A 24,553-nucleotide genomic window follows, 5' to 3' on the forward strand; every position below is an offset into this window, starting at 1 on the left:
CAGAACACGGATGAAAACGCGCGACCGAATCCTCGAGTGTGCTCTGCTGCTGTTCAACGAGCGGGGCGAACCCAATGTCTCCACCCTGGAGATCGCCACCGAGCTGGGTATCAGCCCCGGCAACCTCTACTACCACTTCCACGGCAAGGAGCCGCTGGTGCTGGCGCTGTTCGAACGCTTCCAGGAGGAGCTCGCGCCCCTGCTCGATCCGCCGGAAGACGTTCGCCTGGGCGCCGAGGACTACTGGCTGTTCCTGCACCTGATCGTCGAGCGGCTGGCGCACTACCGCTTCCTGTTCCAGGACCTCTCCAACCTCGCTGGACGCCTGACCAAGCTGGCGCGCGGCATGCGCAGCTGGCTCAACGGCCTCAAGCGCACCCTGGCGACCCTGCTGGCCCAGCTCAAGGCCCGCGGCGAACTGGACAGCGATACCGAGTCCCTCGGCCAACTGGTCGAGCAGATCACCCTGACCCTGCTGTTCTCCCTCGACTACCAGCGCATCCTCGGCCACCCCGGCGACGTGCGCCATGTGGTCTACCAGGTGATGATGCTGGTCGCGCCGCACCTGCGCGACGACTCGCGGCAGATCGCCGAACGTCTGGCCGAGCGCTACCTGAGTCGCTGAAATGAAAACGCCCGGCGCGAGGCCGGGCGTGGGTACGGCGACAGGCTGGTCAGGCCTGGGTCGGCGGCGTCACCGGAGCGGCAGCGGGCGTCACCGCCGGTGCAGCGGCAGCGGCGGGAGCCGCCGGAGCCGGAGTGGCGGCCGGAGTCGCCGGCTTGGCGGCAGCGGGCTTGGGCGCAGCGGCTTTCTTCACCGCCGGCTTCTTCGCAGCAGCCGGTTTCGCTGCGGCAGGTTTCGTCGCGGCGGGCTTGGCAGCAGCCTTGGCGGCCGGCTTTGCAGCGGGCTTGGCCGCCGGCTTCGCAGCCGGTTTGGCGGCAGCCTTGGCAGCAGGCTTCGCGGCAGCTTTCGCAGCCGGCTTGGCCGCCGGTTTCGCCGCGGCCTTGGCAACGGGTTTGGCTGCCGCGGTCTTCGCAGCGGGTTTCGCAGCCGGTTTGGCGGCGGCTTTCGCTGCGGGCTTGGCGGCGGCCTTGGCAGCCGGCTTGGCGGCAGCTTTCGCGGCCGGTTTGGCGGCTGGCTTGACGCTGACGCCGGTGAGCTTCTCGATCTGCTTGGTCAGGCTCTCGACCTTGCTGTGCAGGTCCTTCACCTCACGGCTGCTCGGCACACCCAGGCGGGAGATCGCACTGTTCAGGCGCTTGTCGAACGCCTCTTCCAGCTCGCCCCACTTGTCGATTGCCTTGCCCTTCACCGCTTCCACCTTGGACTTGGCGGAGCGCGCCGAAGACTTCACTGCGCCAACGGACTTGTCGACTTCGGTCTTGGCTTCCTTCTCAGCCTTCTCGCCGTCCTTGACCAGGGTCTCGAACAACTTGCTGCCGTCCTTGCTGACCTTCGAGTAGGCCCCCAAGCCGGCCAGCCAGATCTGCCGCGAGTATTTCTCGATCTCGCCGATCCAACTGGACTCTTTATCGGTAGTTTTTTTGCCAGCCATCCTGCTCTCCTTATTGAGTTCTCGCGACACGCTCGAGCACTTCGCTCAGCGAATCCAGCTTAGCAGAGAGCGCCGCCACATCGCGCCTGGAGGGAATTCCGAGACGATTGAGAGCGGAGGCGACACGGGCGTCGAACGCCTCTTCGATCTTGTCCAGGTTGAACTTGGCCTTCACGCTGTGCAGGCGGCCCTTGACGTTGTCGTTAGCGGCGTCGATCTGGGTGGTGACCAGCTCGCGGCCCTTCTTCTCCACGGACTCGCCGGACTTGACCAGCTCCTTGAAGTACTCGCTGCCTTCATGGCCGACCTTGGCGTAGGTGCCCAGGCCCGCGAGCCAGATCTGCCGCGCGTAGCGCTTGGCATCGGAGTAGAGGGAGGATTCGAGTTCTTCGACTTTCTTCTTGCTGACAGCCTTGGCCATGGTGGCACCTCACAGGGTTCGGATTCGATGATGTCGAATAGCTGCCCGCGAAAGGCGGGACTGTGGGCCAAGGTATCGGGGAAAATTAGAAAACACATACCAGCGTGCGCAATGCCGCTGGCGCCGTCAAAAAACGGCCAGGGCCCCGCGGGGAACGGGGCCGGCGGGAATCAGGCCAGGGCCTTGTCCAGCGCGCGCTCGATCTCGCCCTTGAGCAGGCCGCTCATGGCCGAGAGCATCAGGCCCAGCTTCACGTCCACCGCGATCCGGTCCTCGCCCACCTCGATGCGCCCGTCCACGCCGCTGCGCTTGATCACCAGGGTGTCGCCCTGCCACTCGCTGCTCACGCCGTGCTCGCGGTTGAGCTTGTCGGCAAGCTTTTCCGCCTTGGCACGGGCGGCCTCGCGGCCGAGGGAATGGGGACGTTCGACGTGGATACGGGACATGCTGGAGCTCCGGGACTGACTGACCCTGCGATCATACGCGCCGCGCCGTATCGCCGCACCCCGGCGGCGCCGTGACCGGGGCGGCGTTTTCTCTGCTTCCTGTTAGAATGCCCGCCACTGACTTCCAGGGTAGAAATGCCATGAGCGAACCGCGCAAGCCCCAAGCCGGCCAGGACAGCGCCGATCCCACCACGCACTTCGGCTACAAGACCGTGCGCGAGAGCGAGAAGGCCGAGAAGGTCGCCGAGGTGTTCCACTCGGTGGCGGCCAAGTACGACCTGATGAACGATCTGATGTCCGGCGGCGTCCACCGTCTGTGGAAGCGCTTCACCATCGAGCTGTCCGGCGTGCGCGCCGGCAACCGGGTGCTGGACATCGCCGGCGGCACCGGCGACCTGACCCGCCAGTTCTCCCGCCTGGTCGGCCCGACCGGCGAAGTGGTACTGGCCGACATCAACGCCTCGATGCTCAAGGTCGGCCGCGACAAGCTGCTCGACAGCGGCGTCGCCGGCAACGTCAGCTTCGTCCAGGCCGACGCCGAGAAGCTGCCGTTCCCCGACAACTACTTCGACGCGGTGACCATCGCCTTCGGCCTGCGCAACGTCACCCACAAGGACGAAGCCATCCGCTCCATGCTGCGGGTGCTCAAGCCGGGCGGCCGCCTGCTGGTGCTGGAGTTCTCCAAGCCCACCAGCAGTCTGCTGTCCAAGGCCTACGACGCCTACTCCTTCACCCTCCTGCCGCTGATGGGCAAGCTGGTCACCAATGACTCGGAAAGCTATCGCTACCTCGCCGAGTCGATCCGCATGCACCCGGACCAGGAAACCCTGAAATCGATGATGGTGGAGGCCGGCTTCGACCGCGTCACCTACCACAACATGACCGGCGGCATCGTCGCCCTGCACCGCGGCATCAAGCCCTGATGACCCTGCTCCTGCAGGCCGCCCTGGCCAGCGCCGAGGCCACCGTCAACCGCGTGCTGCGGCTCGACGGCGTGGCCCTGCGGCGTCTTGGCCGGCTCGCCGGCAAGGTGCTGGAAGTGGATTGCCAGGCGCCCGCGCTGCGGCTGTTCATCCTGCCCGACGCCGACGGCCTGCACCTGGCCGCGCACCACGAGGCGCAGGCCGACTGCACCCTCGTCGCGCCGGCCGGCAGCCTGCTGCAACTGGCCCTGGCCAGGGACAAGACCCGCGTCCTGCACAGCCCGGAAGTGACCATGGGCGGTGACAGCGCCATGCTCCTGGAGCTGGCCGACATCCTCCAGAGCCTGGAGCTGGACTGGGAATACGAAGTCGCCCGCTGGCTCGGTCCGGTGCCCGCCCACCTGCTCGGCGCGCGCCTGCGCGGCGGCATGGCCTGGGCCGGCGACAGCCTGGAAAGCCTGCGCCTGAGCCTGGCGGACTATCTGGCCGAGGAAAGCCGTACCCTGGTCGGCCAGCATGAAGCCGAAGCCCGCTTCGAAGAGCTCGACCAGTTGAAGATCGCCCTCGACCGCCTCGACGCGCGGATCACCCGCCTGACCCAGAAGACCAAGCCCGACGCATGAAGCTGCTCGCCTTCCGCCGCCTGCTGCGCATCCAGCGCGTAGCGATCCGCTACCGACTCGACGACATGGTCCTCGAACTGCCCTTCCTGCCCTGGTGGCTGCGTCTGGTCGGCGGGCTGCTGCCCTGGCGCTGGCTGCCGCGCAAGCCGCTGGACCTCAGCCGGGGCGCGCGCATCCGGCTGGCGCTGGAGGACCTCGGGCCGATCTTCATCAAGTTCGGCCAGATCCTTTCCACCCGCCGAGACCTGCTCCCCGACGACATCGCCCTGGAGCTGGCCTTCCTGCAGGACAAGGTGCCGCCCTTCCCGCCGGAACAGGCCGTGGCGCTCATCGAACAGCAGCTCGGCGCGAAGATCGAGCAGGTGTTCTCGCGCTTCGAGCGCGAGCCACTGGCCTCCGCCTCGGTGGCGCAGGTGCACACCGCCCAGCTCAAGACCGGCGAAGAAGTGGTGGTGAAGGTCATCCGCCCGAACCTGGAACCGGTGATCCGTTCCGACATCGCCTGGCTGCACATCCTCGCCCGCACCGCCGAGCGCATCTCCGCCGACGCCCGCCGCCTGCACCCGGCCGAAGTGGTCAGCGACTACGAGAAGACCATCTACGACGAGCTCGACCTGCTGCGCGAAGCGGCCAACTCCTCGCAGCTGCGGCGCAACTTCGACGGCTCGCCGCTGCTCTACGTGCCCCAGGTCTACTGGGACTGGTGCCGCCCCAAGGTGCTGGTGATGGAGCGCATCTACGGCATCCCGGTCACCGACCTGGAGACCCTGCGCGACCAGCGCACCGACTTCAAGGCACTGGCCGAGCGCGGCGTGGAGATCTTCTTCACCCAGGTGTTCCGCGACAGCTTCTTCCACGCCGATATGCACCCCGGCAACATCTTCGTCAGCACCCGCACGCCGTGGAGCCCGCAGTACATCGCGGTGGACTGCGGCATCGTCGGTAGCCTCACCGACGAGGACCAGGACTACCTGGCGCGCAACCTGATCGCCTTCTTCAAGCGCGACTACCGCAAGGTCGCCCAGTTGCACATCGACTCGGGCTGGGTGCCGGCGGAAACCAGGGTCAACGATTTCGAAGCGGCGATCCGCACCGTGTGCGAGCCGATCTTCGAGAAGCCGCTCAAGGACATATCCTTCGGCCAGGTGCTGCTGCGCCTGTTCCAGACCGCGCGGCGCTTCAACATGGAAGTGCAGCCGCAACTGGTGCTGCTGCAGAAGACCCTGCTGAACATCGAAGGCCTGGGCCGCCAGCTCTACCCGGAACTGGACCTGTGGACCACTGCGCAGCCCTTCCTGGAACGCTGGATGCGCGAGCGCGTCAGCCCCGGCACCCTGCTGCGCAACGCCCAGCAGCACATCGAACAACTGCCGCACCTGGCGCAGATGACCCGCGATACCCTGGAACGGCTGTCCCGCGAGCCGCAGAACGAAGCCCGCGAGGGCAATGGCCAGGCCGGCATGGCCAGCGCCTGGCCGGCGCGACTGATCGGCGCGGTGCTCGTCGCCGGGGCCGCCGAAACGGGCCTCGCCACCCACAGCCTGGCCGCCTGGCCGGCCTGGGCAATGCTGGCCGGTGGTCTGTATCTGATCCTGCGCCGATAGCCAGTCGCCGCCCTGACTGGCACACTTGAACGTTGTAGACAGTGGCTCCGGGCACCGCGCGTGCCCGCCGTACGGAACCCGAGATGAAAGACTGGCTGGACGAAATCAACTGGAATGCCAATGGACTGGTGCCGGCGATCGCCCAGGACCATCGCACCGGCCGCGTGCTGATGATGGCCTGGATGAACCGCGAGGCCCTGACCCTCACCGCCGCCGAAAACCGCGCCATCTACTGGTCGCGCTCGCGCGGCAAGCTCTGGCGCAAGGGCGAGGAGTCCGGGCACGTGCAGAAGCTGCACGAACTGCGCCTGGACTGCGACGCCGACGTGGTGATCCTGATGGTCGAACAACTGGGCGGCATCGCCTGCCACACCGGCCGCGAAAGCTGCTTCTACCGGGTGTTCGAGAACGGCGCCTGGCAGACCGTCGACCCGGTGCTGAAGGACCCGGATGCCATCTACACCCACGCAGGTACAGGAAAACCCCATGAGCACTGATACCCTCGCCCGTCTGGCGGAAGTCCTCGAAGCGCGCAAGAATGCCGCACCGGACAGCTCCTACGTGGCCAGCCTGTACCACAAGGGCCTGAACAAGATTCTGGAGAAAGTCGGCGAGGAATCGGTGGAAACCATCCTGGCCGCCAAGGACGCCGCCACCAGCGGCGACTGCACGGACCTGATCTACGAAACGGCCGACCTCTGGTTCCACTCCCTGGTGATGCTCGCCGCGCTCGGCCAGCACCCACAGGCGGTACTGGACGAGCTGGACCGCCGCTTCGGCCTTTCCGGGCACGACGAGAAAGCGGCACGCCAGCCGTCGGCCTGATACGAACAACTCGAGGAGAACAAGATGGGCATCTTTGACTGGAAACACTGGGTCGTCATCCTGATCGTCGTGGTCCTGGTCTTCGGCACCAAGCGCCTGAAGAACCTGGGCTCGGACGTCGGCGAAGCCATCAAGGGCTTCAAGAAGGCGATGAACACCGAGGAAGACGAGAAGAAGGACGCCCCCGCCGCGCCCGCCCAGCCGCTGAACCAGCCGCACACCATCGACGCCCAGGCGCAGAAGGTCGAAGAGCCGGCTCGCAAGGACTGATGGGATAAACCATGTTCGGTATCAGCTTCAGCGAACTGCTGCTGGTGGGCCTCGTCGCCCTGCTGGTGCTCGGCCCCGACCGCCTGCCGGGTGCCGCGCGCACCGCCGGCCTGTGGATCGGCCGGCTCAAGCGCAGCTTCAATGCCATCAAGACGGAAGTGGAGCGTGAGCTGGGTGCGGATGAAATCCGCCGCCAGTTGCACAACGAGCACATCCTGCAGATGGAGCAGGAAGCCAAGAAGCTGATGGCGCCGCTGACCGACCTGCAAGACCAGGCCCGGGAAGCCTTCAATCCGCAACAGCCGGCCCAGCCCGAAGGCCAGGGCACGCCGGCCGAGCCGCCCGCGGCGCCGAGCATTGCGCCCAACAGCCGCCTGAACAACCTGCCGGGCATGGGCCTAGCGCCCACCGCCAGCCCGGAAGCGGCCCCCGCCGCACCGGCCGAGCCGACCGCCGCGCCCCAGGCGCCGCAACCGAGCCAGCCGCCCGCTTCGTCCGAGACGCCGCGTAACCCATGAGCGCCGAAAAACCCGACCAGCCCGAAAACGACCAGGAAATGCCCCTGGTCTCGCACCTGACCGAGCTGCGTACGCGCCTGCTGCGCTGCGTGATCGCGATCTTCGTGATCTTCATCGGCCTCTTGTACTTCTCGCAGAAGATCTACGCCCTGGCCTCCGAGCCGCTGCGGCGCTTCCTGCCCGAAGGCGCGACCATGATCGCCATCGACCCGGCATCGGCCTTCCTTGCGCCGCTGAAGCTGACCATGATCGTCGCCGTGCTGCTCGCCATGCCGGTGATCCTCGGCCAGGTCTGGGGCTTCATCGCCCCGGGGCTGTACAAGCACGAGAAGCGCGTCGCCCTGCCGCTGCTGGCCTCCAGCATCGTGCTGTTCTACGCCGGCATGGCCTTCGCCTACTTCCTGGTGTTCCCGTTGATGTTCCACTTCTTCCTCGGCCAGGCCCCGGAAGGCGTGACGCCGATGACCGACATCAACAGCTACCTGGACTTCCTCACCCTGCTGTTCGCCTTCGGCGTGGCCTTCGAGATTCCCGTGGCCACCGTGCTGCTGGTATGGATCGGGGTGGTCGACGTGGCCTACCTGAAGAAGATCCGCCCCTACGTGATCATCGGCTGCTTCGTGGTCGGCATGATCCTCACCCCGCCGGACCCGATGTCGCAGACCCTGCTGGCGGTACCGATGTGGATGCTGTTCGAGGCCGGCGTGCTGTTCAGCCACCTGATCCGCAAGCGCGGGCCGGAAACCGAAGAAGACCCATCCAAGGGCGACCAGCCGCCGGCGACCCGCCCGTGAACCTGCTGCTGCTCGACGACGCCGACTTCGTTGCGGCGGATCGCGTGATCCTGCGTGACCGCCGCCTGACCCACATGCAAGAGGTCCACCGCGCCGAAAGCGGCGACCGCCTGCGCGTCGGCCGCCTCGGCGGACCGATGGGCGAAGGCCGCCTGCTGCGCCTGGAAGCCAACGAGGCCGAGCTGCAGGTCAGCTTCGACCAGGCCCCGCCGGCCAAGCTGCCGCTCACCCTGCTGCTCGCCCTGCCCCGCCCGAAAATGCTCCGCCGCGTGCTGCAGACCGTCGCCGCCATGGGCGTTCCGCGCCTGGTACTGCTCAACAGCTACCGGGTGGAAAAGAGCTTCTGGCAGACTCCCTTCCTCGAACCCGACGCGGTGCGCGAGCAACTGATCCTCGGCCTCGAGCAGGCCCGCGACACCGTGCTGCCCGAGGTGATCATCGAGAAGCGCTTCAAGCCCTTCGTCGAGGATCGCCTGCCAGCCATGGCAGCGGGCAGCTTCGGCCTGATCGGCCATCCCGGTCCCTGGCCGGAGTGCCCGCGGGCGCTGACGGAGCCCGTCACCCTGGCGATCGGCCCGGAGGGCGGCTGGATTCCCTACGAGGTGGAAAAACTCCGCGAAGCCGGCCTCGCCCCGGTCCAGCTCGGCGAGCGCATCCTGCGCGTCGAAACCGCCGTCACCGCACTCCTGGCACGCCTGTTCTAAGCCGGAAACCATGCGGTTTCCGGCTTGAACCGCCAGTCAGAAAATCTCCACCAGACGCTTCAGTTCCCGCCCCTGGCGCCGATACCTGCGATACCGGTCGTTCCCACTCTGCGCATTCCCTGCTCAGCCATGCGTACCGGCCCTGTTCATCGCTGGAGCCCCGCCGCCATGTTCCGCTGGTTCAACAACCTCAGTGTCAAACTCAAACTCGCCGCAGGCTTCGGCCTGGTGCTGCTGCTCACCTTGCTGATCGCCCTCACCGGCTGGATCAACCTGAGCAACGTGATCAACCGGGGCGACAAGCTCGGCGAGATTTCCGAACTGGTGGCGGGCGCCAAGGACCTGCGCATTGCCCGTCTGAAGTTCCAGTCCACCCGTGCGCCGGAAGACGCCAAGCTGGTGGTCGACGCCCTGGACCAGCTGGAGCAGCGCCAAAAGGCTATCTCCGCCAAGTTCAGCGAGGCACAGGACCGTCGCAAGCTGGACCAGCAGCAAGAACTGCTCACGGAGTACCGCCGACTGTATGACGAACTGCTGAAGTCCTTCGCCGCCCGTGATGCCGCCAAGCAGAACCTGATCCACAATGCCGCGCTGATCACCGGCGGCCTGGAGAAGGCCGAACAGAAACTGGTCGCCAGCAGCAGTCTCGAGTCGCCCCGGCAACTGCAGGCGCTGGCCAGCCTGGGCCGCCAGGTGATGGCGGCGCGCTTCCAGGTACTCGCCTACACCAGCGTCGACAATCCCGCGCTGGAGCAGACCGCTGTCAATGGCCTCCAGCAGGCCACCCAGGCCGTACAGGCGGGCATGCAGAGCGCTCCGGCCGACCTGGCCACCGACTACCAGAGCGCCCTCGACGCCCTGGCGGCCTATCGGGCGGCGCTCGACACCTATCGCAACGAGGTCAACGCCAGTCAGTCCGCCCGTGATCGCATGCGCGACAGCGGGGTCCAGATCGAGAAGATCAGCAACGAACTCACCGTCAGCGAAACCGCCAAGCGCGACGCCGGCGTCGCCCAGGCCAAGACCCTGCTGGGCCTGGCCACACTGATCGCCCTGGTGCTCGGGCTGATTGCCGCGTGGATCATCACCGGGCAGATCGTCAATCCGCTGCGCGAGGTGCTGGGCCATGCCGAACGCATTGCCGACGGCGACCTCTCCCGCGACATCCCTACCAGCCGCTCCGACGAACTGGGCCAGCTGCAGAAGAGCATGCAGCGCATGAACCTGTCCCTGCGCGAGCTGATCGGTCGCATCCACGACGGCGTGACGCAGATCGCCAGCGCGGCCGAGGAGCTGTCCGCGGTCACCGAGCAGACCAGCGCCGGGGTGAACAACCAGAAGAGCGAGACCGACCAGGTCGCCACCGCCATGAACGAGATGGCCGCCACCGTGCAGGAGGTTGCGCGCAACGCCGAGGAAGCCTCCGAGGCCGCCTCCACCGCCGACCGCCAGGCCCGCGACGGCGAAGGCGCGGTCAACGAAGCGGTCGGGCAGATGGACCGCCTGGCCGGCGAAGTCGACCGCTCCAACGAGTCGGTGCTCAAGCTCAAGCGCGAAAGCGAGAAGATCGGCAGCGTGCTGGACGTGATCAAGGCCGTGGCCGAGCAGACCAACCTGCTGGCGCTCAACGCCGCCATCGAGGCCGCTCGCGCCGGCGATGCCGGCCGCGGCTTCGCCGTGGTGGCCGATGAAGTGCGTGCCCTGGCGCAGCGCACCCAATCGTCCACCGAGGAAATCGAGGAGCTGATCGCCGGCCTGCAGAGCGGTACCCAGCAGGCCGTGCAGATGATGGAGACCAGCCGCGAGCTGACCGTCAGCACCGTCGACCTGACCCGCCGCGCCGGCGAGCGCCTGGGCGCGATCACCCGCACCGTGTCGACCATCCAGTCGATGAACCAGCAGATCGCCGCCGCCTCCGAGCAGCAGAGCGCCGTGGCCGAGGAGATCAACCGCAGCGTGATGAACGTGCGCGACATCTCCGAGCAGACCGCCGCCGCCAGCGAGGAAACCGCCGCCTCCAGCATGGAGCTGGCGCGCCTGGGCAACGAGCTGCAGGTGCTGGTCAGCCGCTTCCGCGTCTGATCGCCAACCGGATGGAAAAGGCCCGCGCAATGCGGGCCTTTTTTCTGCTCATTGCCCTGCGCCCTGTCTTCGATCGGTCCGTAGGATGGCGTGGAGCGAAGCGATACCCATCGTTTCCCGCACGAACACTTCTGATGGGTATCGCAAGCTCCACCCATCCTACGAACCCTGCTCGAAACTCGCGCCCCCTTGTAGGAGCGGGCCATGCCCGCGATTCGCGCGCATGGCGCGCTCCTACAAAAAAGACGCTACCGGAGTGATTCGCGAGCAAGCCTCCCCCCAAGAGAGCAAATCGTGACCATTCCTGCCCTTCAGTTTCCGAAAAATCCGCCGATACCCTCTGACGCACACAGATGCGTCCCGAGAAAAAACCGCCTCATCTGCCTCCTCCCGATCCTCCCTGCCCCGGGCCGTCGATCCCGTGGCGAAGCCTTTCTGGAGCTTTCGACATGTACGATTGGTTAGTAGTCCAGCTGGGACGTCTGAACGTCAGCCTCAAGCTGGTGGTGGGATTCGGCATCCTCCTGTTCCTCACCCTGCTGGTCCTGCTCGGCGGCCTGCGCAGCCTGGATAACCAGGCCCGGCGCGGCGAGCAACTGGCGGCCCTCACCGAACTGAGCAATCTCGGCCAGCAAGCCAACCTCGCCCGCCTGCAATTCGAACTGGGTGGCGACCGTGCCCAGGCCGAGCGGGTCGAGCAGTACAGCTCGAAGATGCTCGCGCTGATCGAGCGGCGCCTGAGCGGCAGCGACATCGACGCAACGCAGCTGAGTGCGGCGCGCCAGGCGGTGACCGACTACCGCGCGGCCTTCAACGGCCTGAGCCGTTCCGGCGTCACCGCCACGCAGCAGGCGCGCCAGGAGCTGGACGACGCCAGCCAGGCGATGCTCGGCGCCAGCACCCGCCTGTACGACGATACCCTCCAGCGCAACAGCGAGGAGACCGCCGCCGCCAAGACCCGGCTGATCCTCATCGCGGTCCTCGCCCTGGCCTTCGGCCTGCTTTCCGGCTGGGCCATCAACCGGCAGATCGTCCGCCCGCTGCATGAGGCGCTGGAGCTGGCCGAGTACATCGCAGAAGGCGACCTGTCCCGGGGCCTGGCGCGCGACCTGAACCTGCAGCGCCCCGATGAGCTGGGGCAGCTGCAACGCGTCATGCTGCGCATGCGCGAGAACCTGGCGCGGCTGATCGGCCAGCTCGGCGGCAGCGTCGGGCAACTGGCCACGGCCGCCGACGAACTCTCCGCCGTCACCGAGCAGACCCGCGCCGGGGTCAATGCCCAGCGCGTGGAAACCGAGCAGGTGGCCAGCGCCATCCACGAGATGGCCGCCACCGTGCAGGAAGTCGCGCGCAACGCCGAGCAGGCCTCCCTCGCCGCCCGGCAGGCGGACCAGCAGGCCCGCCAGGGCGACCAGGTGGTGCGCGATGCGGTGGCGCAGATCGACCGCCTGGCCAGCGAGGTGGATCGCTCCGCCGAGGCCATGGAGTCGCTGCGCCAGGAAAGCGAGAAGATCGGCAGCGTGCTGGACGTGATCAAGTCGGTGGCCGAACAGACCAACCTGCTGGCGCTCAACGCCGCAATCGAGGCAGCCCGCGCCGGCGAGGCCGGGCGCGGTTTCGCCGTGGTGGCCGACGAGGTGCGCGGGCTGGCCAAGCGCACCCAGCAGTCCACCGCCGAGATCGAGGGCCTGATCGCCGGCCTGCAACGCGGCGCCCAGGAAGCGGTGGCGCGCATGGACGACAGCCGTCGCCTGACCGGCAGCTCGGTGGAACTGACCCGCCGCGCCGGCGAGGCGCTGGGCGAGATCGCCCGTACCGTGGCCGACATCCAGGGCATGAACCTGCAGATCGCCTCCGCCGCCGAACAGCAGAGCAGCGTGGCCGAGGAGATCAACCGCAGCGTGGTGCAGGTGCGCGAGATCGCCGAGCAGTCCGCCGCCGCCAGCGAACAGACCGCCGGCTCCAGCAGCGAACTGGCGCGCCTGGGCAATGAACTGCAAGTGCAGGTGGGACGCTTCCGCCTGTGACGCGCCAACCGGTCGGTGCTCCCGCGCCGACCGGCAGCGGCAGGACAGTTGTCATGCGCATGGCGTAGCATCGGATACCCGCCACCTTGGGAGAGTGACCATGCGCCCGCTGACCATCGACCTCGACGAACTGGCCTTCGCGCTCGATACCCAGGGGATCGATCACTACCTGGACCTGTTCAGCGGCCAGGTGCTGCTGATCCCCGAAGACGACCCGGACCCCGAGCTGGCCGAACTGCTGCACCGCGAGCCGGAGCGCCTGCTGCCCATCGAGCCGCTGAGCAGCGGCCAGTCGCTGGAGCTGATGCGCGACTTCCTGCGCGAAGTGCCCGAGCCCCACGCCTATTCCGCCCTGGCCAACGCCATCGAGGGGCGCAAGCCGTTCAAGGCCTTCCGGCATGTGCTGATGGGCTATCCGGAGCTGCTCCAGGCCTGGTACGCCTACCAGGCCGAGCGCCTGCGCGAGTGTGCGCTGGACTGGCTGGCGGATAACCACATTCAGCCGGCGACGCGGAGTGCCATGTTGTAGTTGGCAATGCCCGCCCCCACGCCGAGCCTCGATGTAGGGCGGCGCAGATCGTCGGGGTTCGCGCAGGAGTTCCCCTGTAGGAGCGGGCCATGCCCGCGATCGCGCCCATGGGGCGCTCCTACAGGTCAGCCCCGCAGCCCCCCGTAGGAGCGGGCTCCGTCCGCGATTGGCCGCCCCGCGCATCCCGCACACACAAAAACGCCGCCCCGAGGGGCGGCGTTTTCATTTTCCAACCAGTAACGATCAGCCTTGCGGCGCCTCGTTGGAGATCGGCTTGGCTTGCGCCGCGCTTTCGCTCCAGCCGCCACCGAGGGCCTTGTACAGGTTCACCTCGCTGGTCAGCTGGTTCAGGCGGTCGCTGATCAGCTGCTGCTGAGCGCTGTACAGCGAGCGCTGGGCATCGAGCAGGGTCAGGTAGTTGTCCACCCCGGTGCGGTAGCGATGATCGGCCAGGCGATAGTAGCGGTCGCTGGCATCCACCAGCGCCCGCTGCGCCTGCAGCTGCTCGCCGAAGGTACCGCGGGCGGCGAGGCCGTCGGCGACTTCGGAGAAGGCCGTCTGGATGGCTTTCTCGTACTGCGCCACGTTGATGTCCTTCTGCACCTTCGCCAGGTCCAGGCTGGCCTGCAGGGCGCCGGCATTGAAGATCGGCAGGCTGATGGACGGCTGGAACAGCCAGCTGCCGGAACCGCCGTCGAACAGCCCGGAAAGGTCCGGACTCAGGCTGCCGGCGTTGGCGGTCAGGCTGATGCGCGGGAAGAACGCCGCACGCGCCGCGCCGATGTTGGCGTTAGCGGCCTTGAGCTGGTGCTCGGCCTGGATGATGTCCGGGCGACGTTGCAGCAGGTCGGACGGCAGGCCCGCCGGTACGGTGGCCAACAGGTCGTCGGACAGATCGCCGCCCTTGGGCAGATCGGCCGGCAGGCCGGAGCCGAGCAGCAGCACCAGGGCATTCTGGTCCTGGGCGACCAGGCGCGTGTACTGCGTCGAGATCGCGCGGGCACGCTCCACCGAGGTCTGCGCCTGGGCCAGGTCCAGTGCCGAGGCGGCACCCACCTCGTGGCTGCGCTTGGTCAGGTCGTAGCTTTTCTGGTAGGTCGCCAGGGTGTTGCGGGCCAGCTCCAGCTGGGCCTGGTCGGCACGCAGCGTGAGGTAGGCGTTGGCGACGTTGGCCACCAGGCTGGTCTGGGTGCTGCGGCGTGCCTGTTCGCTGGCGAAGTAGGTTTCCAGTGCCTGGTCGCGCAGGGCACGCAGGCGGCCGAACAGGTCGACTTCCCAGGCGGTGACGCCCAGGGTCGCGCCGTACTGGCTGGTGATGGTCGAGTGACCGGTCTGCGACAGATCGCCCGGCACGTGCTGGCGCGAGCCGCTGGCGTTGGCATCCACCGCCGGGAACAGGTCGGCCCGCTGGATGCGGTACTGCGCCCGGTAGGCTTCGATGTTCAACGCGGCGACGCGCAGGTCGCGGTTGTTCTCCAGCGACACTTCGACCAGAAGCTGCAGCTGCGGGTCCTTGAAGAACTCGCGCCAGCCGATGTCAGCGCCGGCGTTGGCCGGTTTCGCCGCATCGTAGGCTTCGCCCTGCGGGTAGGCCGCGGCCACGGGCGCCTCGGGGCGCTCGTAGTCGGGGATCAGCGAGCAGCCGGACAACACGCCGGCGGCGATCGCAAGGGACAAGAGGGACTTTCTCATATCAATGGCCCTTCTCGGTGGCTTCCTGTTCCTTGGACGCGGCGTCCTTGAACAGGGTGCTCACCACCACATAGAACAACGGCACCCAGAAGATCGCCAGGACGGTCGCAGTGACCATGCCGCCGATCACGCCGGTACCAATCGCGTGCTGGCTGCCCGAGCCTGCACCGGAGGAAATCGCCAGCGGCACCACGCCGAGGATGAACGCCAGGGAGGTCATGACGATCGGACGCAAACGCATCCGGCACGCCTCGATGGCCGCATCGACGATGCGCTTGCCCTCGCGCTCGTGCAGCTCCTTGGCGAACTCCACGATGAGGATCGCGTTCTTCGCCGACAGGCCGATGGTCGTCAACAGGCCCACCTGGAAGAACACGTCGTTGGACAGGCCGCGCATGGAGGTCGCCAGCAGCGCACCGATCACACCCAGCGGCACCACCAGCATCACCGAGAACGGAATCGACCAGCTCTCGTACAGCGCCGCCAGGCACAGGAACACCACGATCAGCGACAGGGCATAGAGCGCCGGTGCCTGGGAGCCGGACAGGCGCTCCTCGTAGGACAGGCCGGTCCAGGCGTAGCCGACGCCCTTGGGCAGTTGCTGGACGATCTCCTCGACCGCCGCCATGGCCTCACCGGTACTGCGGCCCGGAGCCGGTTCACCGAGGATTTCCATGGCCGGCACGCCGTTGTAGCGCGCCAGCTTGGGCGAGCCGTAGCTCCACTCGCCGCTGGCGAAGGCACTGAACGGCACCATCGCGCCCTTGTCGTTGCGCACGTACCACTTCTCCAGGTCTTCCGGGCTCATCCGCGCATTCGGGCGCCCCTGCAGGTAGACCTTCTTCACCCGGCCACGATCGATGAAGTCGTTGACGTAGCTCGAACCCCAGGCGATGGACAGGGTGCTGTTGATGTCAGCGAGGGAGACACCCAGCGCGCTGGCCTTCTCGTCGTCGATCAGCAGCTTGTACTGCGGTTCGTCGTTCAGGCCGTTGGGACGCACGCGTTGCAGCGCCGGATGCTTCGCGGCAAGACCGAGGAACTGGTTGCGCGCCTGCATCAGCACGTCGTGACCGACACCGGCCTGGTCCTGGAGGAAGATGTCGAAGCCCACGGCGTTACCCAGTTCGAGTACCGCCGGCGGGGCGAAGGCGAACACCATCGCATCCTTGAAGGTGAAGAAATGCTTCTGCGCGCGCTGGGCAAGGGCGAACACGCTGTTATCCGCGCCCGGACGCTCTTCCCATGGCTTGAGCATGATGAACGCCATGCCCGAGCTCTGGCCGCGGCCGGCGAAGTTGAAGCCGGTTACGGTGAACACCGAAGCCACCGAGCTGCTTTCCTTGTCCAGCAGGTACTCGCGCATGGAGTCCACCACCACCTGGGTACGCTCGGCGGACGAGCCGGCCGGGGTCTGTACCTGGGCGAACAGCACGCCCTGGTCCTCGTCGGGGAGGAACGCGGTGGGAATGCGGGTGAACAGGTAGACCATGCCGCCCAGGATCAGCACGTACATCAGCAGGTACGGGATGCGGTGCTTGAGAATCGACGACACGCCACGCTCGTAGCCGTGGGTGGTGGAGAGGAACATGCGGTTGAACCAGCCGAAGAAACCGCGCTTGTGCTCGCCGTGGTCGCCCTTCTCGATGGGCTTGAGCATGGTGGCGCAGAGCGCCGGGGTCAGGATCAGGGCCACCAGCACCGACAGGGCCATGGCCGAGACGATGGTGATGGAGAACTGGCGGTAGATCACGCCGGTGGAGCCGCCGAAGAAGGCCATCGGCAGGAACACCGCCGAGAGCACCAGGGCGATCCCCACCAGCGCGCCCTGGATCTGGCCCATGGACTTGCGCGCGGCTTCCTTGGGCGACAGGCCCTCCTCGGCCATCACCCGCTCGACGTTCTCCACCACCACGATGGCGTCGTCCACCAACAGGCCGATCGCCAGCACCATGCCGAACATGGTCAGGGTATTGATCGAGAAGCCGAAGGCGGCGAGCACGCCGAAGGTGCCCAGCAGCACCACCGGCACGGCGATCGTCGGGATCAGCGTGGCGCGGAAGTTCTGCAGGAACAGGTACATCACCAGGAACACCAGCAGGATCGCCTCGCCCAGGGTCTTCACCACCTCATGGATGGAGGCGGAGACCACCGGGGTGGTGTCGTACGGGTAGACGATCTTCATGCCCTGCGGGAAGAACGGCTCCAGGGTCTTGAGGGTGGAGCGGATCGCCTTGGCGGTATCCAGCGCGTTGGCGCCGGTGGCCAGCTTGATCGCGATACCCGAGGCCGGCTTGCCGTTGAACTGGGCGTTGATGCTGTAGTCCTGGCCGCCCAGGGCCACGTCGGCGACGTCCTTCAGGCGAACCTGGGAGCCGTCGGCGTTGACCCTGAGGAGGATTTCCTTGAACTGCTCGGCGCTCTGCAGGCGGGTCTTGCCGATGATGGTGGCGTTGAGCTGCTGGCCCTTGACCGCGGGCAGGCCGCCCAGCTGGCCGGAGGAGATCTGCACGTTCTGCGCCTGGATCGCCGCCTTCACGTCGCCCGGGGTCATCTGGTAGCTGTTGAGCCTGGCCGGGTCCAGCCAGATGCGCATGGCGTACTGCGAACCGAACACCTGGAAGTCGCCCACACCGGCGGTCCGCGACAGCGGGTCCTGGATGTTGGAAACGATGTAGTTCGACAGGTCTTCCTTGGTCATGCTGCCGTCGGTGGAGACGACGCCGACCACCATCAGGAAGTTCTTCACCGCCTTGGTCACGCGGATGCCCTGCTGCTGCACTTCCTGCGGCAGGAGCGGCGTGGCCAGCTGCAGCTTGTTCTGCACCTGGACCTGGGCGATGTCAGGGCTGGTGCCCTGGTCGAAGGTCACGGTGATGGTCATGCTGCCGTCGGAGTTGGACTCCGAGGAGATGTAGCGCAGATGGTCGAGACCGTTCATCTGCTGCTCGATCACCTGCACCACGGTGTCCTGCACCGTTTCGGCGGAGGCGCCCGGGTAGGCGACCTGGATGGCGATGGCCGGCGGTGCGATGGCCGGGTACTGGTTCACCGGCAGCTTGAGGATCGACAGACCGCCCGCCAGCATGATCACCAGGGCGATCACCCAGGCGAAGATGGGCCGGTCAATGAAAAACTTCGACATTACAAATCCCCTTGATTAACCCTGCTTGGCCGGCTGTGCGGCGGCGGGCTTGTCGGCGGCACCGGCGGTGGGCGCCACGTTCTTCGCGGGTACGGCCTTGGCCTGGGCGCCCGGCTGGACGAACTGCAGGCCTTCGGTGATCAGGCGGTCGCCGGGCTTCAGGCCCTCGCTGACCAGCCAGTAGGCGCCAACGGTGCGCTCGGCCTTGAGGGTGCGCTGCTCGACCTTGTCGCCAGCACCCAGCACCAGTGCGGTGGCCTGGCCACGGAAGTCGCGGGTCACGCCCTGCTGCGGCGCGAGGATGGCCTGCTTCTTCACGCCTTCCTGCAGCTGCGCATGGACGAACATGCCCGGCAGCAGCTCCTTGTTCGGGTTGGGGAAGATCGCACGCACGGTGACCGAGCCGGTGCCCTGGTCGACCGAGACTTCGGAGAACTCCAGCTTGCCCTCGATCGGGTACTCCGAGCCGTCCTCCAGGTACAGCTTGACCTTGGCGGCGTTGTCGCCGGCCTTCTCCAGCTGCCCGGCGGCCAGCTCGCGGCGCAGGCGGATCAGCGAGGTGGAGGGCTGGGTCACGTCGACATAGATCGGGTCCAGCTGCTGCACGGTGGCCATCGCCGTGGCCTGGCCATTCTGTACCAGCGCGCCTTCGGTAACCGTGGAGCGGCCGATACGGCCGGAGATCGGCGAGTAGACCTTGGTGTAGCGCACGTTGATCTTGGCGCTGTCCACCGTGGCCTTGGCCTGCAGGTAGGCCGCCTGCGCGTCGGCGTACTGCTGCTTGCTCACCGCCTCGTCCTTCACCAGCTCGCGGTAGCGATCGGCCTGCTGCTGGGTGGAGACCAGGGTGGCCTCGGCGCTTTGCAGGGTGGCTTCATAAGTGGCCGGATCGATCTGGTACAGCTGCTGGCCTTCCTTGACGTCGCTGCCTTCCTTGAACAGGCGCTTGAGGATGATGCCGTTCACCTGCGGGCGAACTTCGGCGATGCGATAGGCAGTGGTCCGGCCGGGCAGCTCGGTGCTCAGAGCCACTTCCTGCGCCTGCAGGGTCACCACCCCGACTTCGGGGACCGGCTTCTCCTGCGGCGCCTGGCTCTTGTCACAGCCGGCAAGGGTGGCCATGGCGACGAGCAGGGCCGGAACCAGGGCGCGCATGGCTGGCTTTCGTTGCATATCGTTGTTCCTCATGAGCAAAACATCCGGGGGCGCTGGGCGTGCCGGTCCGGAAAAGCGGGCAAAAATACTTACGTTCAGTTCTGTTTGTAAACGTCCGAAAGCCTTGAGGGAAACCTACTGAAACGATTTAGCCGTTTGCCGATATCGCAGTAGGTTTCCCGCAAGGCGCAGGTCGTGCAGCACAAAGTTGATAACATCAACTAAAATACGAAAAAATGGTTGATCCAATCAACCGGATTTACATTCCGTTTACCGTGACCGCGCCAATGACCCACACCGTGAATCCCGAGCTGCCACAAGCCCTGAGGCTGGTTTTCGACCACCTGCGCGAAAGCGTTCAGGACCAGCTGTGCGCCGAGGGTATCGACCTTGCACCGCCGGATATCCGCCTGCTCGAGCTGATCGGCGCCGATGCCGGCCAGAGCCTGCAGACCCTGGGCCGCCGTCTGTGCCGCGACAAGGCACTGGTCACCCGCAAGATTCGCGAGATGGAAGCACTGGGGCTGGTCCGCCGCGAACGCAACCCCGGCGACCAACGCAGCTTCCAGCTGTTCCTCACCGAGGCCGGGCGGATCACCGAAGCGCGTACCCAGGCCATCCTCGCACGAACCCATGACGATCTGTTCGCGCCCCTCGACGACGCGCAGCAACAGCTGCTCACCCGCCTGCTCCAGCAGTGCCTGACCGGCCGCCCGGAGTAAGAACCTGCGAGATCGTGAACAGGCTCCAAGGCGCACAAACGAAAACGCCGGCATTCGCCGGCGTTTTCGCAGTATCGCGTCTTACTGACGCACCCCTTCGACCGACAGGGTCAGCTCCACTTCCTGGGAAGCCGGGCCGAGGTCGCGCTGGATGTTGAAGTCCTTCAGCTTCAGGGTGGTGGTACCGATGAAGCCGGCGCGGTAGCCGCCCCACGGGTCGTCGCCCTGGCCAACCAGTTCGGCCTTGATGGTGACCGGCTTGGTCACGCCGTTCAGGGTCAGGTTGCCGGTGATCTCGGCGTTCTTGCCCTCGGCCTTCACGCCGGTGGACTCGAAGGTCGCGGTCGGGTTCTTGGCGACGTTGAGGAAGTCCGCGCTGCGCAGGTGCTTGTCACGCTCGGCGTGGTTGGAGTTCACGCTGTTGGTGTTGATGGTGACCTTGACCTTGTCGGCGGCCGGGTTCTTCTCGTCGAAGGTGAAGGCGCCGTCGAAGTCGTCGAAGCGGCCATACAGCCAGCTGTAGCCCAGGTGCTTGATGCGGAACTCGATGAAGGCGTGCTGGCCTTCCTTGTCGATCTTGTAGTCCGCGGCCATGGCCTGGCCGGCGGAGAACAGCGCAGTGCCCAGGGCCAGCGCGGCGAAGGTCTTCTTCAGCATTGAACAATCTCCCTATGAGTGAGGTTTTTACTTCGCGGCGCGGCCGAGCATGCGGGTCAGCGTGGCGTCGCGATCGATGAAGTGATGTTTGAGGGCCGCCAGGGCGTGCAGCACGGCCAGCACCACCAGCGCCCAGGCCAGGTACAGGTGGATGACGCCCGCGACATCGGCCTGGTCGGGCAGCCCGCTCAGGGTGGCGGGCACGTCGAACCAGCCGAACACGCTGATCGGCTTACCTTCGGCGGTGGAGATCAGGTAGCCGGCGATCATTGCAGCAAACAACAGGACATACAGGGCGAGGTGGCCCAGCTTGGTCGCCTGGCGGGTCAGCTGGCCGTGGCTGGCCGGGGCCGGCGGCGGCGGGCTGACGAAGCGCCAGAGCAGGCGCAGGAACAGCGCGATGAGCAGCAGGATGCCGATGCCTTTGTGGATTTCCGGAGCGCGGTGGTACCAGCTGTCGTAGTAGTCCAGCTCACGCATCCACAGGCCCAGGCCGAACAGGCCGAAGACCACCAGCGCACTGCCCCAGTGCAGGAACAGGCTGACCAGTCCGTAGCGGGAGGGGGAATTACGCCATTGCATCGATCGACATCCTTGAAAAACGGAGGACCAAGACTAGCGGCAAATCCATCGAATAAAAGCGGAAAATCCTGCTTTGAAACATCGACACACAAGATAGATCGCCGGTGAAACGGGCGTGCCAGAGCCCGAAAACGACAATGCCGGCTTTCGCCGGCATTGTGGATGGAACGCTTCCGGTCAGAACGGCAGCCAGGACAGGATGCCCTTCTTCTCGCCCTTGGCGTCGCCGGGCTTGCTGCTCGAACCCGGAGTGGTCGCCTGGGTTTCCACGACCGGGGTCTTGCCAGCCTGCAGGTCGCGCACCTGGCTCGCCGCGCGCTTGCCGCTGCGCAGTGCGCCTTCGATGGTGCCCGGATAGAGTGCATCGGTGTGCTCGCCGGCAAACGCCACACGGCCAACCGGACGCTCCCAGACGCGCCAGAAGCTGCTGACATCGCCCGGTCCATAGGTGACGTAGGAGCCGGCGGTGCCCGCATCGGTGCTGTAGCGGCGCATTTCATAGCCGTTGTAGGCGCCGCGCATCTTCGGGTAGTACTTGTTCATGCGGATCAGCACCTGCTCCAGCACCTGGCGGTCGCCGAAGGCCTGCATCACGCGGGCGTTGTCGCCGGACAGGTTGATCAGCACGTTGGCACCGCCCTTGACCGCGGGCTCCACCCAGATCATGCCCAGGCCCTGGTCGCTGAAGATCTCGCCGGACAGACGGGTCTTGTCGTCCCATACCGGGCGCTTGAACTTCATCAGGATCTGGTCGCGCCAGGCATACGGCATGTTGGCAATCGAAGACTGCTGCTGTGCACTCAGGCCCGGGGTCATCGGGATCTTGCCGACAGCCGCGAGCGGAACGGTCAGCACCACGTAATCGGCGGAATAGCCCGTGGCACCGACCTTGACGGTCACGCCATCCTTGTCCTGGGTGATGCCGGTGACCTTGGCGTTGGTCTTGATGGTCTTGAGCTGCTTGGCGAAGGCCTCGGCCAGCGCCTGGCTGCCGCCGGGCAGGCGCGCCGCACGCATGTCGCGGTCATCGACGTTGCGATAGACGCGGCCCTGCTGGGCGAGGAACAGCAGCGACAGGCGCGAAGGCTCCTCGTAGCGGGACCGGATGCGCTGGTTGACCAGCAGGCGCGCAGTCGGCGACAGGTTCAGCTTGTCCAGCCAGCGGGCGACCGTCAGCGCATCCAGGGCCTGGGTGGTCTTGGTCGCCAGCGGGTTGAGCGGATCGTCGATGGACGCCGAGAGGTCGTCCAGCGATTTCTCGAAGCGCTCGAGATCGGCGGCCACGGCCGGCATCTTCTCCTTGAGGTCGGAGCTGCTGTAGTAGACGCCGTCGATCAGGTAGCTCGGGGTACGGACGAAGTCCGGCGCCGGCACCGATTTCACCTTCAGGGTATCCAGGTAGCCATTGAGGGTCGGCTGTACCTTGGTGTTGCCGATCCACTCGCTGGTGGCCAGCCCCGAACGGCCGCCCACCTGCGGCTTGGCTTCGAGCAGGGTGACCTGCCAGCCGGCCTGCTGCAGCTCGTAGGCCGAGGAAAGGCCGGCGAGACCGCCGCCGATCACGATGGCCGTCGGTTGTTTGTCCTTGCCCAGCGCCACCGCGCTGAACGCCCCCAGAGCGACCAGCGCAGCCGCGCGCAGCCATCCCATCTTCATCGACCAGATCCCCAGAAAAGTGCAAAGGCGCGAAGCATACGTGAGCGCCCGAAAAGCGAATAGCTGTCTTGGTCGGCGAGCTGCAGCATGTGTCGTAGGACGTGTCCTTGTTCATCTCAGGTGCATTGAATAGGCTTGCCCGATCCGGGCGAGTCGACAGTAGGACTCGCCATCATTTTTGAGGAACAGCCCATGGGCCTGAATGCCGAGTGGATGCAACGTGATCTCCAGGTGCTGTGGCACCCCTGCACCCAGATGAAAGACCACGAACGCCTGCCGGTGATCCCCATCCGCCGGGGCGAAGGCATCTGGCTGGAGGACTTCGAAGGCAAGCGCTACCTGGACGCGGTCAGCTCCTGGTGGGTCAACGTGTTCGGCCACGCCAACCCGCGCATCAACCAGCGCATCAAGGACCAGGTGGACCAGCTGGAACACGTGATCCTCGCCGGTTTCAGCCACCAGCCGGTCATCGAGCTGTCCGAGCGCCTGCTGCGCCTGGCGCCGGCCGGTTTCTCCCGGGTGTTCTACGCCGACAGCGGCTCGGCCGGCATCGAAGTGGCGCTGAAGATGAGCTACCACTACTGGCACAACCTCGGCCAGCCGGAGAAGAAGCGCTTCATTACCCTGACCAACAGCTACCACGGCGAAACCGTGGCGGCGATGTCGGTGGGCGACGTGGCACTGTTCACCGAGACCTACAAGTCGCTGCTGATGGACACCATCAAGGTGCCGACCCCCGACTGCTACCTGCGCCCCGAAGGCGTGAGCTGGGAAGAACATTCGCGGACGATGTTCGCCGCCATGGAGCAGGCGCTTGAGCAGCACCATAAAGAGGTGGCGGCGGTCATCGTCGAGCCGCTGGTGCAGGGCGCCGGCGGCATGCGCATGTACCACCCGGTGTACCTCAAGCTGCTGCGCGAGGCCTGCGACCGCTACGGCGTGCACCTGATCCACGACGAGATCGCCGTCGGCTTCGGCCGCACCGGCACCATGTTCGCCTGCGAGCAGGCCGGCATCACGCCGGACTTCCTCGTGCTGTCCAAGGCGCTGACCGGCGGCTACCTGGCGATGAGCGCGGTGCTCACCACCGACAAGGTCTACCAGGCCTTCTACGACGACTACGCCACCCTGCGCGCCTTCCTCCACTCGCACACCTACACCGGCAACCCGCTGGCCTGCGCCGCCGCCCTGGCGACCCTGGACATCTTCGAACAGGACAACGTCATCGAGGCCAACAAGGCCCTGGCGGAGAAAATGGCCAGCGCCACCGCGCACCTGGCCGACCACCCGCACGTCTCGGAAATCCGCCAGACCGGCATGATCCTCGCCATCGAGATGGTCCAGGACAAGGCGACCAGAACCGCCTACCCCTGGCAGGAGCGCCGCGGCCTGAAGGTCTTCCAGCATGGTCTTACGCGCGGCGCGCTGCTGCGCCCGCTGGGCAGCGTGGTGTACTTCCTGCCGCCCTACATCATCACTCCCGAGCAGATCGACTTCCTCGCCGAGGTCGCCAGCGAAGGCATCGACCTCGCCACCCGCGACAGCGTGAGCGTGGCGGTCAGCGAACGCTTCCCCGAGCATCGCGATCCGGGCTGATCGGCTACAAGCGGCAGGCCGAAAGC

The 24,553-nt window shown here is 66.4% G+C and carries 24 protein-coding genes and 1 pseudogene; 16 read left to right on the top strand and 9 right to left on the bottom strand.

Annotation, left to right across the window (positions count from 1 at the left end; translation table 11 throughout):
* The first annotated feature begins 10 nt into the window (after positions 1-10).
* Entirely contained in the window at positions 11-625 is a 615-nt protein-coding gene (locus ACQ5BL_RS16290; protein ID WP_243807966.1) for a TetR/AcrR family transcriptional regulator, read from the top strand.
* A 49-nt stretch (positions 626-674) separates the two neighbouring features.
* On the opposite strand, the gene ACQ5BL_RS16295 is transcribed toward ACQ5BL_RS16290, so the two are convergent.
* From ACQ5BL_RS16295 to ACQ5BL_RS16305, 3 genes are all read right to left on the bottom strand, one after another.
* Positions 675-1,556, bottom strand: a complete 882-nt coding sequence (locus ACQ5BL_RS16295; RefSeq protein WP_243807968.1) for a phasin family protein — start codon at positions 1,554-1,556, stop codon at positions 675-677.
* Between the two features lie 10 nt (positions 1,557-1,566).
* Entirely contained in the window at positions 1,567-1,977 is a 411-nt protein-coding gene (locus ACQ5BL_RS16300) for a phasin family protein (protein WP_207887035.1), read from the bottom strand.
* 170 nt (positions 1,978-2,147) lie between these two features.
* A complete protein-coding gene (locus tag ACQ5BL_RS16305; RefSeq protein WP_152219573.1) occupies positions 2,148-2,423 on the bottom strand; it encodes a polyhydroxyalkanoic acid system family protein in 276 nt (91 codons plus the stop codon).
* A gap of 140 nt (positions 2,424-2,563) precedes the next feature.
* Here ACQ5BL_RS16305 and ubiE point away from each other — a divergent pair, with 140 nt between their 5' ends.
* From ubiE to ACQ5BL_RS16370, 13 genes and pseudogenes are all read left to right on the top strand, one after another.
* Complete coding sequence (gene ubiE / locus ACQ5BL_RS16310) at positions 2,564-3,346, top strand: bifunctional demethylmenaquinone methyltransferase/2-methoxy-6-polyprenyl-1,4-benzoquinol methylase UbiE (RefSeq protein ID WP_207887036.1); 783 nt, start codon at positions 2,564-2,566, stop codon at positions 3,344-3,346.
* Positions 3,343-3,969 (top strand): ubiquinone biosynthesis accessory factor UbiJ, encoded by a 627-nt coding sequence (locus tag ACQ5BL_RS16315; protein ID WP_207887100.1) that lies wholly within the window; start codon positions 3,343-3,345, stop codon positions 3,967-3,969. The genes ubiE and ACQ5BL_RS16315 overlap by 4 nt, the downstream gene beginning before the upstream one ends.
* Positions 3,966-5,573 (top strand): ubiquinone biosynthesis regulatory protein kinase UbiB, encoded by a 1,608-nt coding sequence (gene ubiB, locus ACQ5BL_RS16320; RefSeq protein WP_207887037.1) that lies wholly within the window; start codon positions 3,966-3,968, stop codon positions 5,571-5,573. The genes ACQ5BL_RS16315 and ubiB overlap by 4 nt, the downstream gene beginning before the upstream one ends.
* 83 nt (positions 5,574-5,656) lie before the next feature.
* On the top strand, positions 5,657-6,070 hold the full coding sequence (hisI, locus tag ACQ5BL_RS16325) for a phosphoribosyl-AMP cyclohydrolase (protein ID WP_243807969.1): 414 nt from the start codon (positions 5,657-5,659) through the stop codon (positions 6,068-6,070).
* On the top strand, positions 6,060-6,398 hold the full coding sequence (locus ACQ5BL_RS16330; protein ID WP_065086256.1) for a phosphoribosyl-ATP diphosphatase: 339 nt from the start codon (positions 6,060-6,062) through the stop codon (positions 6,396-6,398). The genes hisI and ACQ5BL_RS16330 overlap by 11 nt, the downstream gene beginning before the upstream one ends.
* A 24-nt stretch (positions 6,399-6,422) precedes the next feature.
* A complete protein-coding gene (locus tag ACQ5BL_RS16335; RefSeq protein ID WP_207887039.1) occupies positions 6,423-6,668 on the top strand; it encodes a twin-arginine translocase TatA/TatE family subunit in 246 nt (81 codons plus the stop codon).
* A gap of 11 nt (positions 6,669-6,679) precedes the next feature.
* A complete protein-coding gene (gene tatB, locus ACQ5BL_RS16340; RefSeq protein ID WP_207887040.1) occupies positions 6,680-7,186 on the top strand; it encodes a Sec-independent protein translocase protein TatB in 507 nt (168 codons plus the stop codon).
* Positions 7,183-7,980, top strand: a complete 798-nt coding sequence (tatC, locus tag ACQ5BL_RS16345) for a twin-arginine translocase subunit TatC (RefSeq protein ID WP_207887041.1) — start codon at positions 7,183-7,185, stop codon at positions 7,978-7,980. Before tatB ends, tatC begins: the two co-directional genes overlap by 4 nt.
* Positions 7,977-8,684 carry a 16S rRNA (uracil(1498)-N(3))-methyltransferase gene (locus ACQ5BL_RS16350; protein ID WP_243807970.1) on the top strand — a complete coding sequence of 236 codons (708 nt, stop codon included), beginning with the start codon at positions 7,977-7,979 and terminating at the stop codon, positions 8,682-8,684. Before tatC ends, ACQ5BL_RS16350 begins: the two co-directional genes overlap by 4 nt.
* 168 nt (positions 8,685-8,852) lie before the next feature.
* A pseudogene (locus ACQ5BL_RS16355) lies at positions 8,853-9,893 on the top strand (methyl-accepting chemotaxis protein); the annotation flags it as partial.
* Positions 9,894-10,052: 159 nt separating this feature from the next.
* The gene (locus ACQ5BL_RS16360) at positions 10,053-10,766 is read left to right on the top strand and encodes a methyl-accepting chemotaxis protein (RefSeq protein WP_430293207.1); all 714 of its coding nucleotides are present in this window, start codon (positions 10,053-10,055) and stop codon (positions 10,764-10,766) included.
* Positions 10,767-11,215: 449 nt separating this feature from the next.
* Complete coding sequence (locus ACQ5BL_RS16365; protein ID WP_243807971.1) at positions 11,216-12,793, top strand: methyl-accepting chemotaxis protein; 1,578 nt, start codon at positions 11,216-11,218, stop codon at positions 12,791-12,793.
* A gap of 100 nt (positions 12,794-12,893) precedes the next feature.
* Positions 12,894-13,322, top strand: coding sequence for a UPF0158 family protein (locus ACQ5BL_RS16370; protein ID WP_243807972.1), 429 nt, complete (start codon positions 12,894-12,896; stop codon positions 13,320-13,322).
* Between the two features lie 243 nt (positions 13,323-13,565).
* On the opposite strand, the gene ACQ5BL_RS16375 is transcribed toward ACQ5BL_RS16370, so the two are convergent.
* The 3 genes from ACQ5BL_RS16375 to mexA are packed head-to-tail and all read right to left on the bottom strand — an operon-like array spanning position 13,566 to position 19,332.
* Positions 13,566-15,014 carry an AdeC/AdeK/OprM family multidrug efflux complex outer membrane factor gene (locus ACQ5BL_RS16375; RefSeq protein WP_243807973.1) on the bottom strand — a complete coding sequence of 483 codons (1,449 nt, stop codon included), beginning with the start codon at positions 15,012-15,014 and terminating at the stop codon, positions 13,566-13,568.
* Position 15,015: 1 nt separating this feature from the next.
* Positions 15,016-18,159 carry an efflux RND transporter permease subunit gene (locus ACQ5BL_RS16380; RefSeq protein ID WP_207887047.1) on the bottom strand — a complete coding sequence of 1,048 codons (3,144 nt, stop codon included), beginning with the start codon at positions 18,157-18,159 and terminating at the stop codon, positions 15,016-15,018.
* 15 nt (positions 18,160-18,174) lie between these two features.
* Positions 18,175-19,332 (bottom strand): multidrug efflux RND transporter periplasmic adaptor subunit MexA, encoded by a 1,158-nt coding sequence (gene mexA, locus ACQ5BL_RS16385; RefSeq protein ID WP_207887048.1) that lies wholly within the window; start codon positions 19,330-19,332, stop codon positions 18,175-18,177.
* A gap of 269 nt (positions 19,333-19,601) precedes the next feature.
* On the opposite strand from mexA, the gene ACQ5BL_RS16390 reads away from it, so the two are divergent.
* Positions 19,602-20,036 carry a MarR family transcriptional regulator gene (locus ACQ5BL_RS16390; RefSeq protein WP_207887049.1) on the top strand — a complete coding sequence of 145 codons (435 nt, stop codon included), beginning with the start codon at positions 19,602-19,604 and terminating at the stop codon, positions 20,034-20,036.
* An 81-nt stretch (positions 20,037-20,117) separates the two neighbouring features.
* On the opposite strand, the gene ACQ5BL_RS16395 is transcribed toward ACQ5BL_RS16390, so the two are convergent.
* The 3 genes from ACQ5BL_RS16395 to ACQ5BL_RS16405 form a co-directional block, all read right to left on the bottom strand.
* Positions 20,118-20,693: a YceI family protein gene (locus tag ACQ5BL_RS16395; RefSeq protein WP_207887050.1), complete on the bottom strand. Its 576-nt coding sequence runs from the start codon at positions 20,691-20,693 to the stop codon at positions 20,118-20,120.
* Between the two features lie 27 nt (positions 20,694-20,720).
* Positions 20,721-21,275, bottom strand: a complete 555-nt coding sequence (locus tag ACQ5BL_RS16400) for a cytochrome b (RefSeq protein WP_243807975.1) — start codon at positions 21,273-21,275, stop codon at positions 20,721-20,723.
* 177 nt (positions 21,276-21,452) lie between these two features.
* The gene (locus tag ACQ5BL_RS16405) at positions 21,453-22,931 is read right to left on the bottom strand and encodes a flavin monoamine oxidase family protein (RefSeq protein ID WP_243807978.1); all 1,479 of its coding nucleotides are present in this window, start codon (positions 22,929-22,931) and stop codon (positions 21,453-21,455) included.
* Between the two features lie 192 nt (positions 22,932-23,123).
* Here ACQ5BL_RS16405 and ACQ5BL_RS16410 point away from each other — a divergent pair, with 192 nt between their 5' ends.
* A complete protein-coding gene (locus ACQ5BL_RS16410) occupies positions 23,124-24,527 on the top strand; it encodes an adenosylmethionine--8-amino-7-oxononanoate transaminase (RefSeq protein ID WP_243807980.1) in 1,404 nt (467 codons plus the stop codon).
* The last annotated feature ends 26 nt before the right edge of the window (positions 24,528-24,553 follow it).

Source organism: Pseudomonas sp. B1-22 (assembly GCF_050474425.1).
GTDB lineage: Bacteria > Pseudomonadota > Gammaproteobacteria > Pseudomonadales > Pseudomonadaceae > Pseudomonas.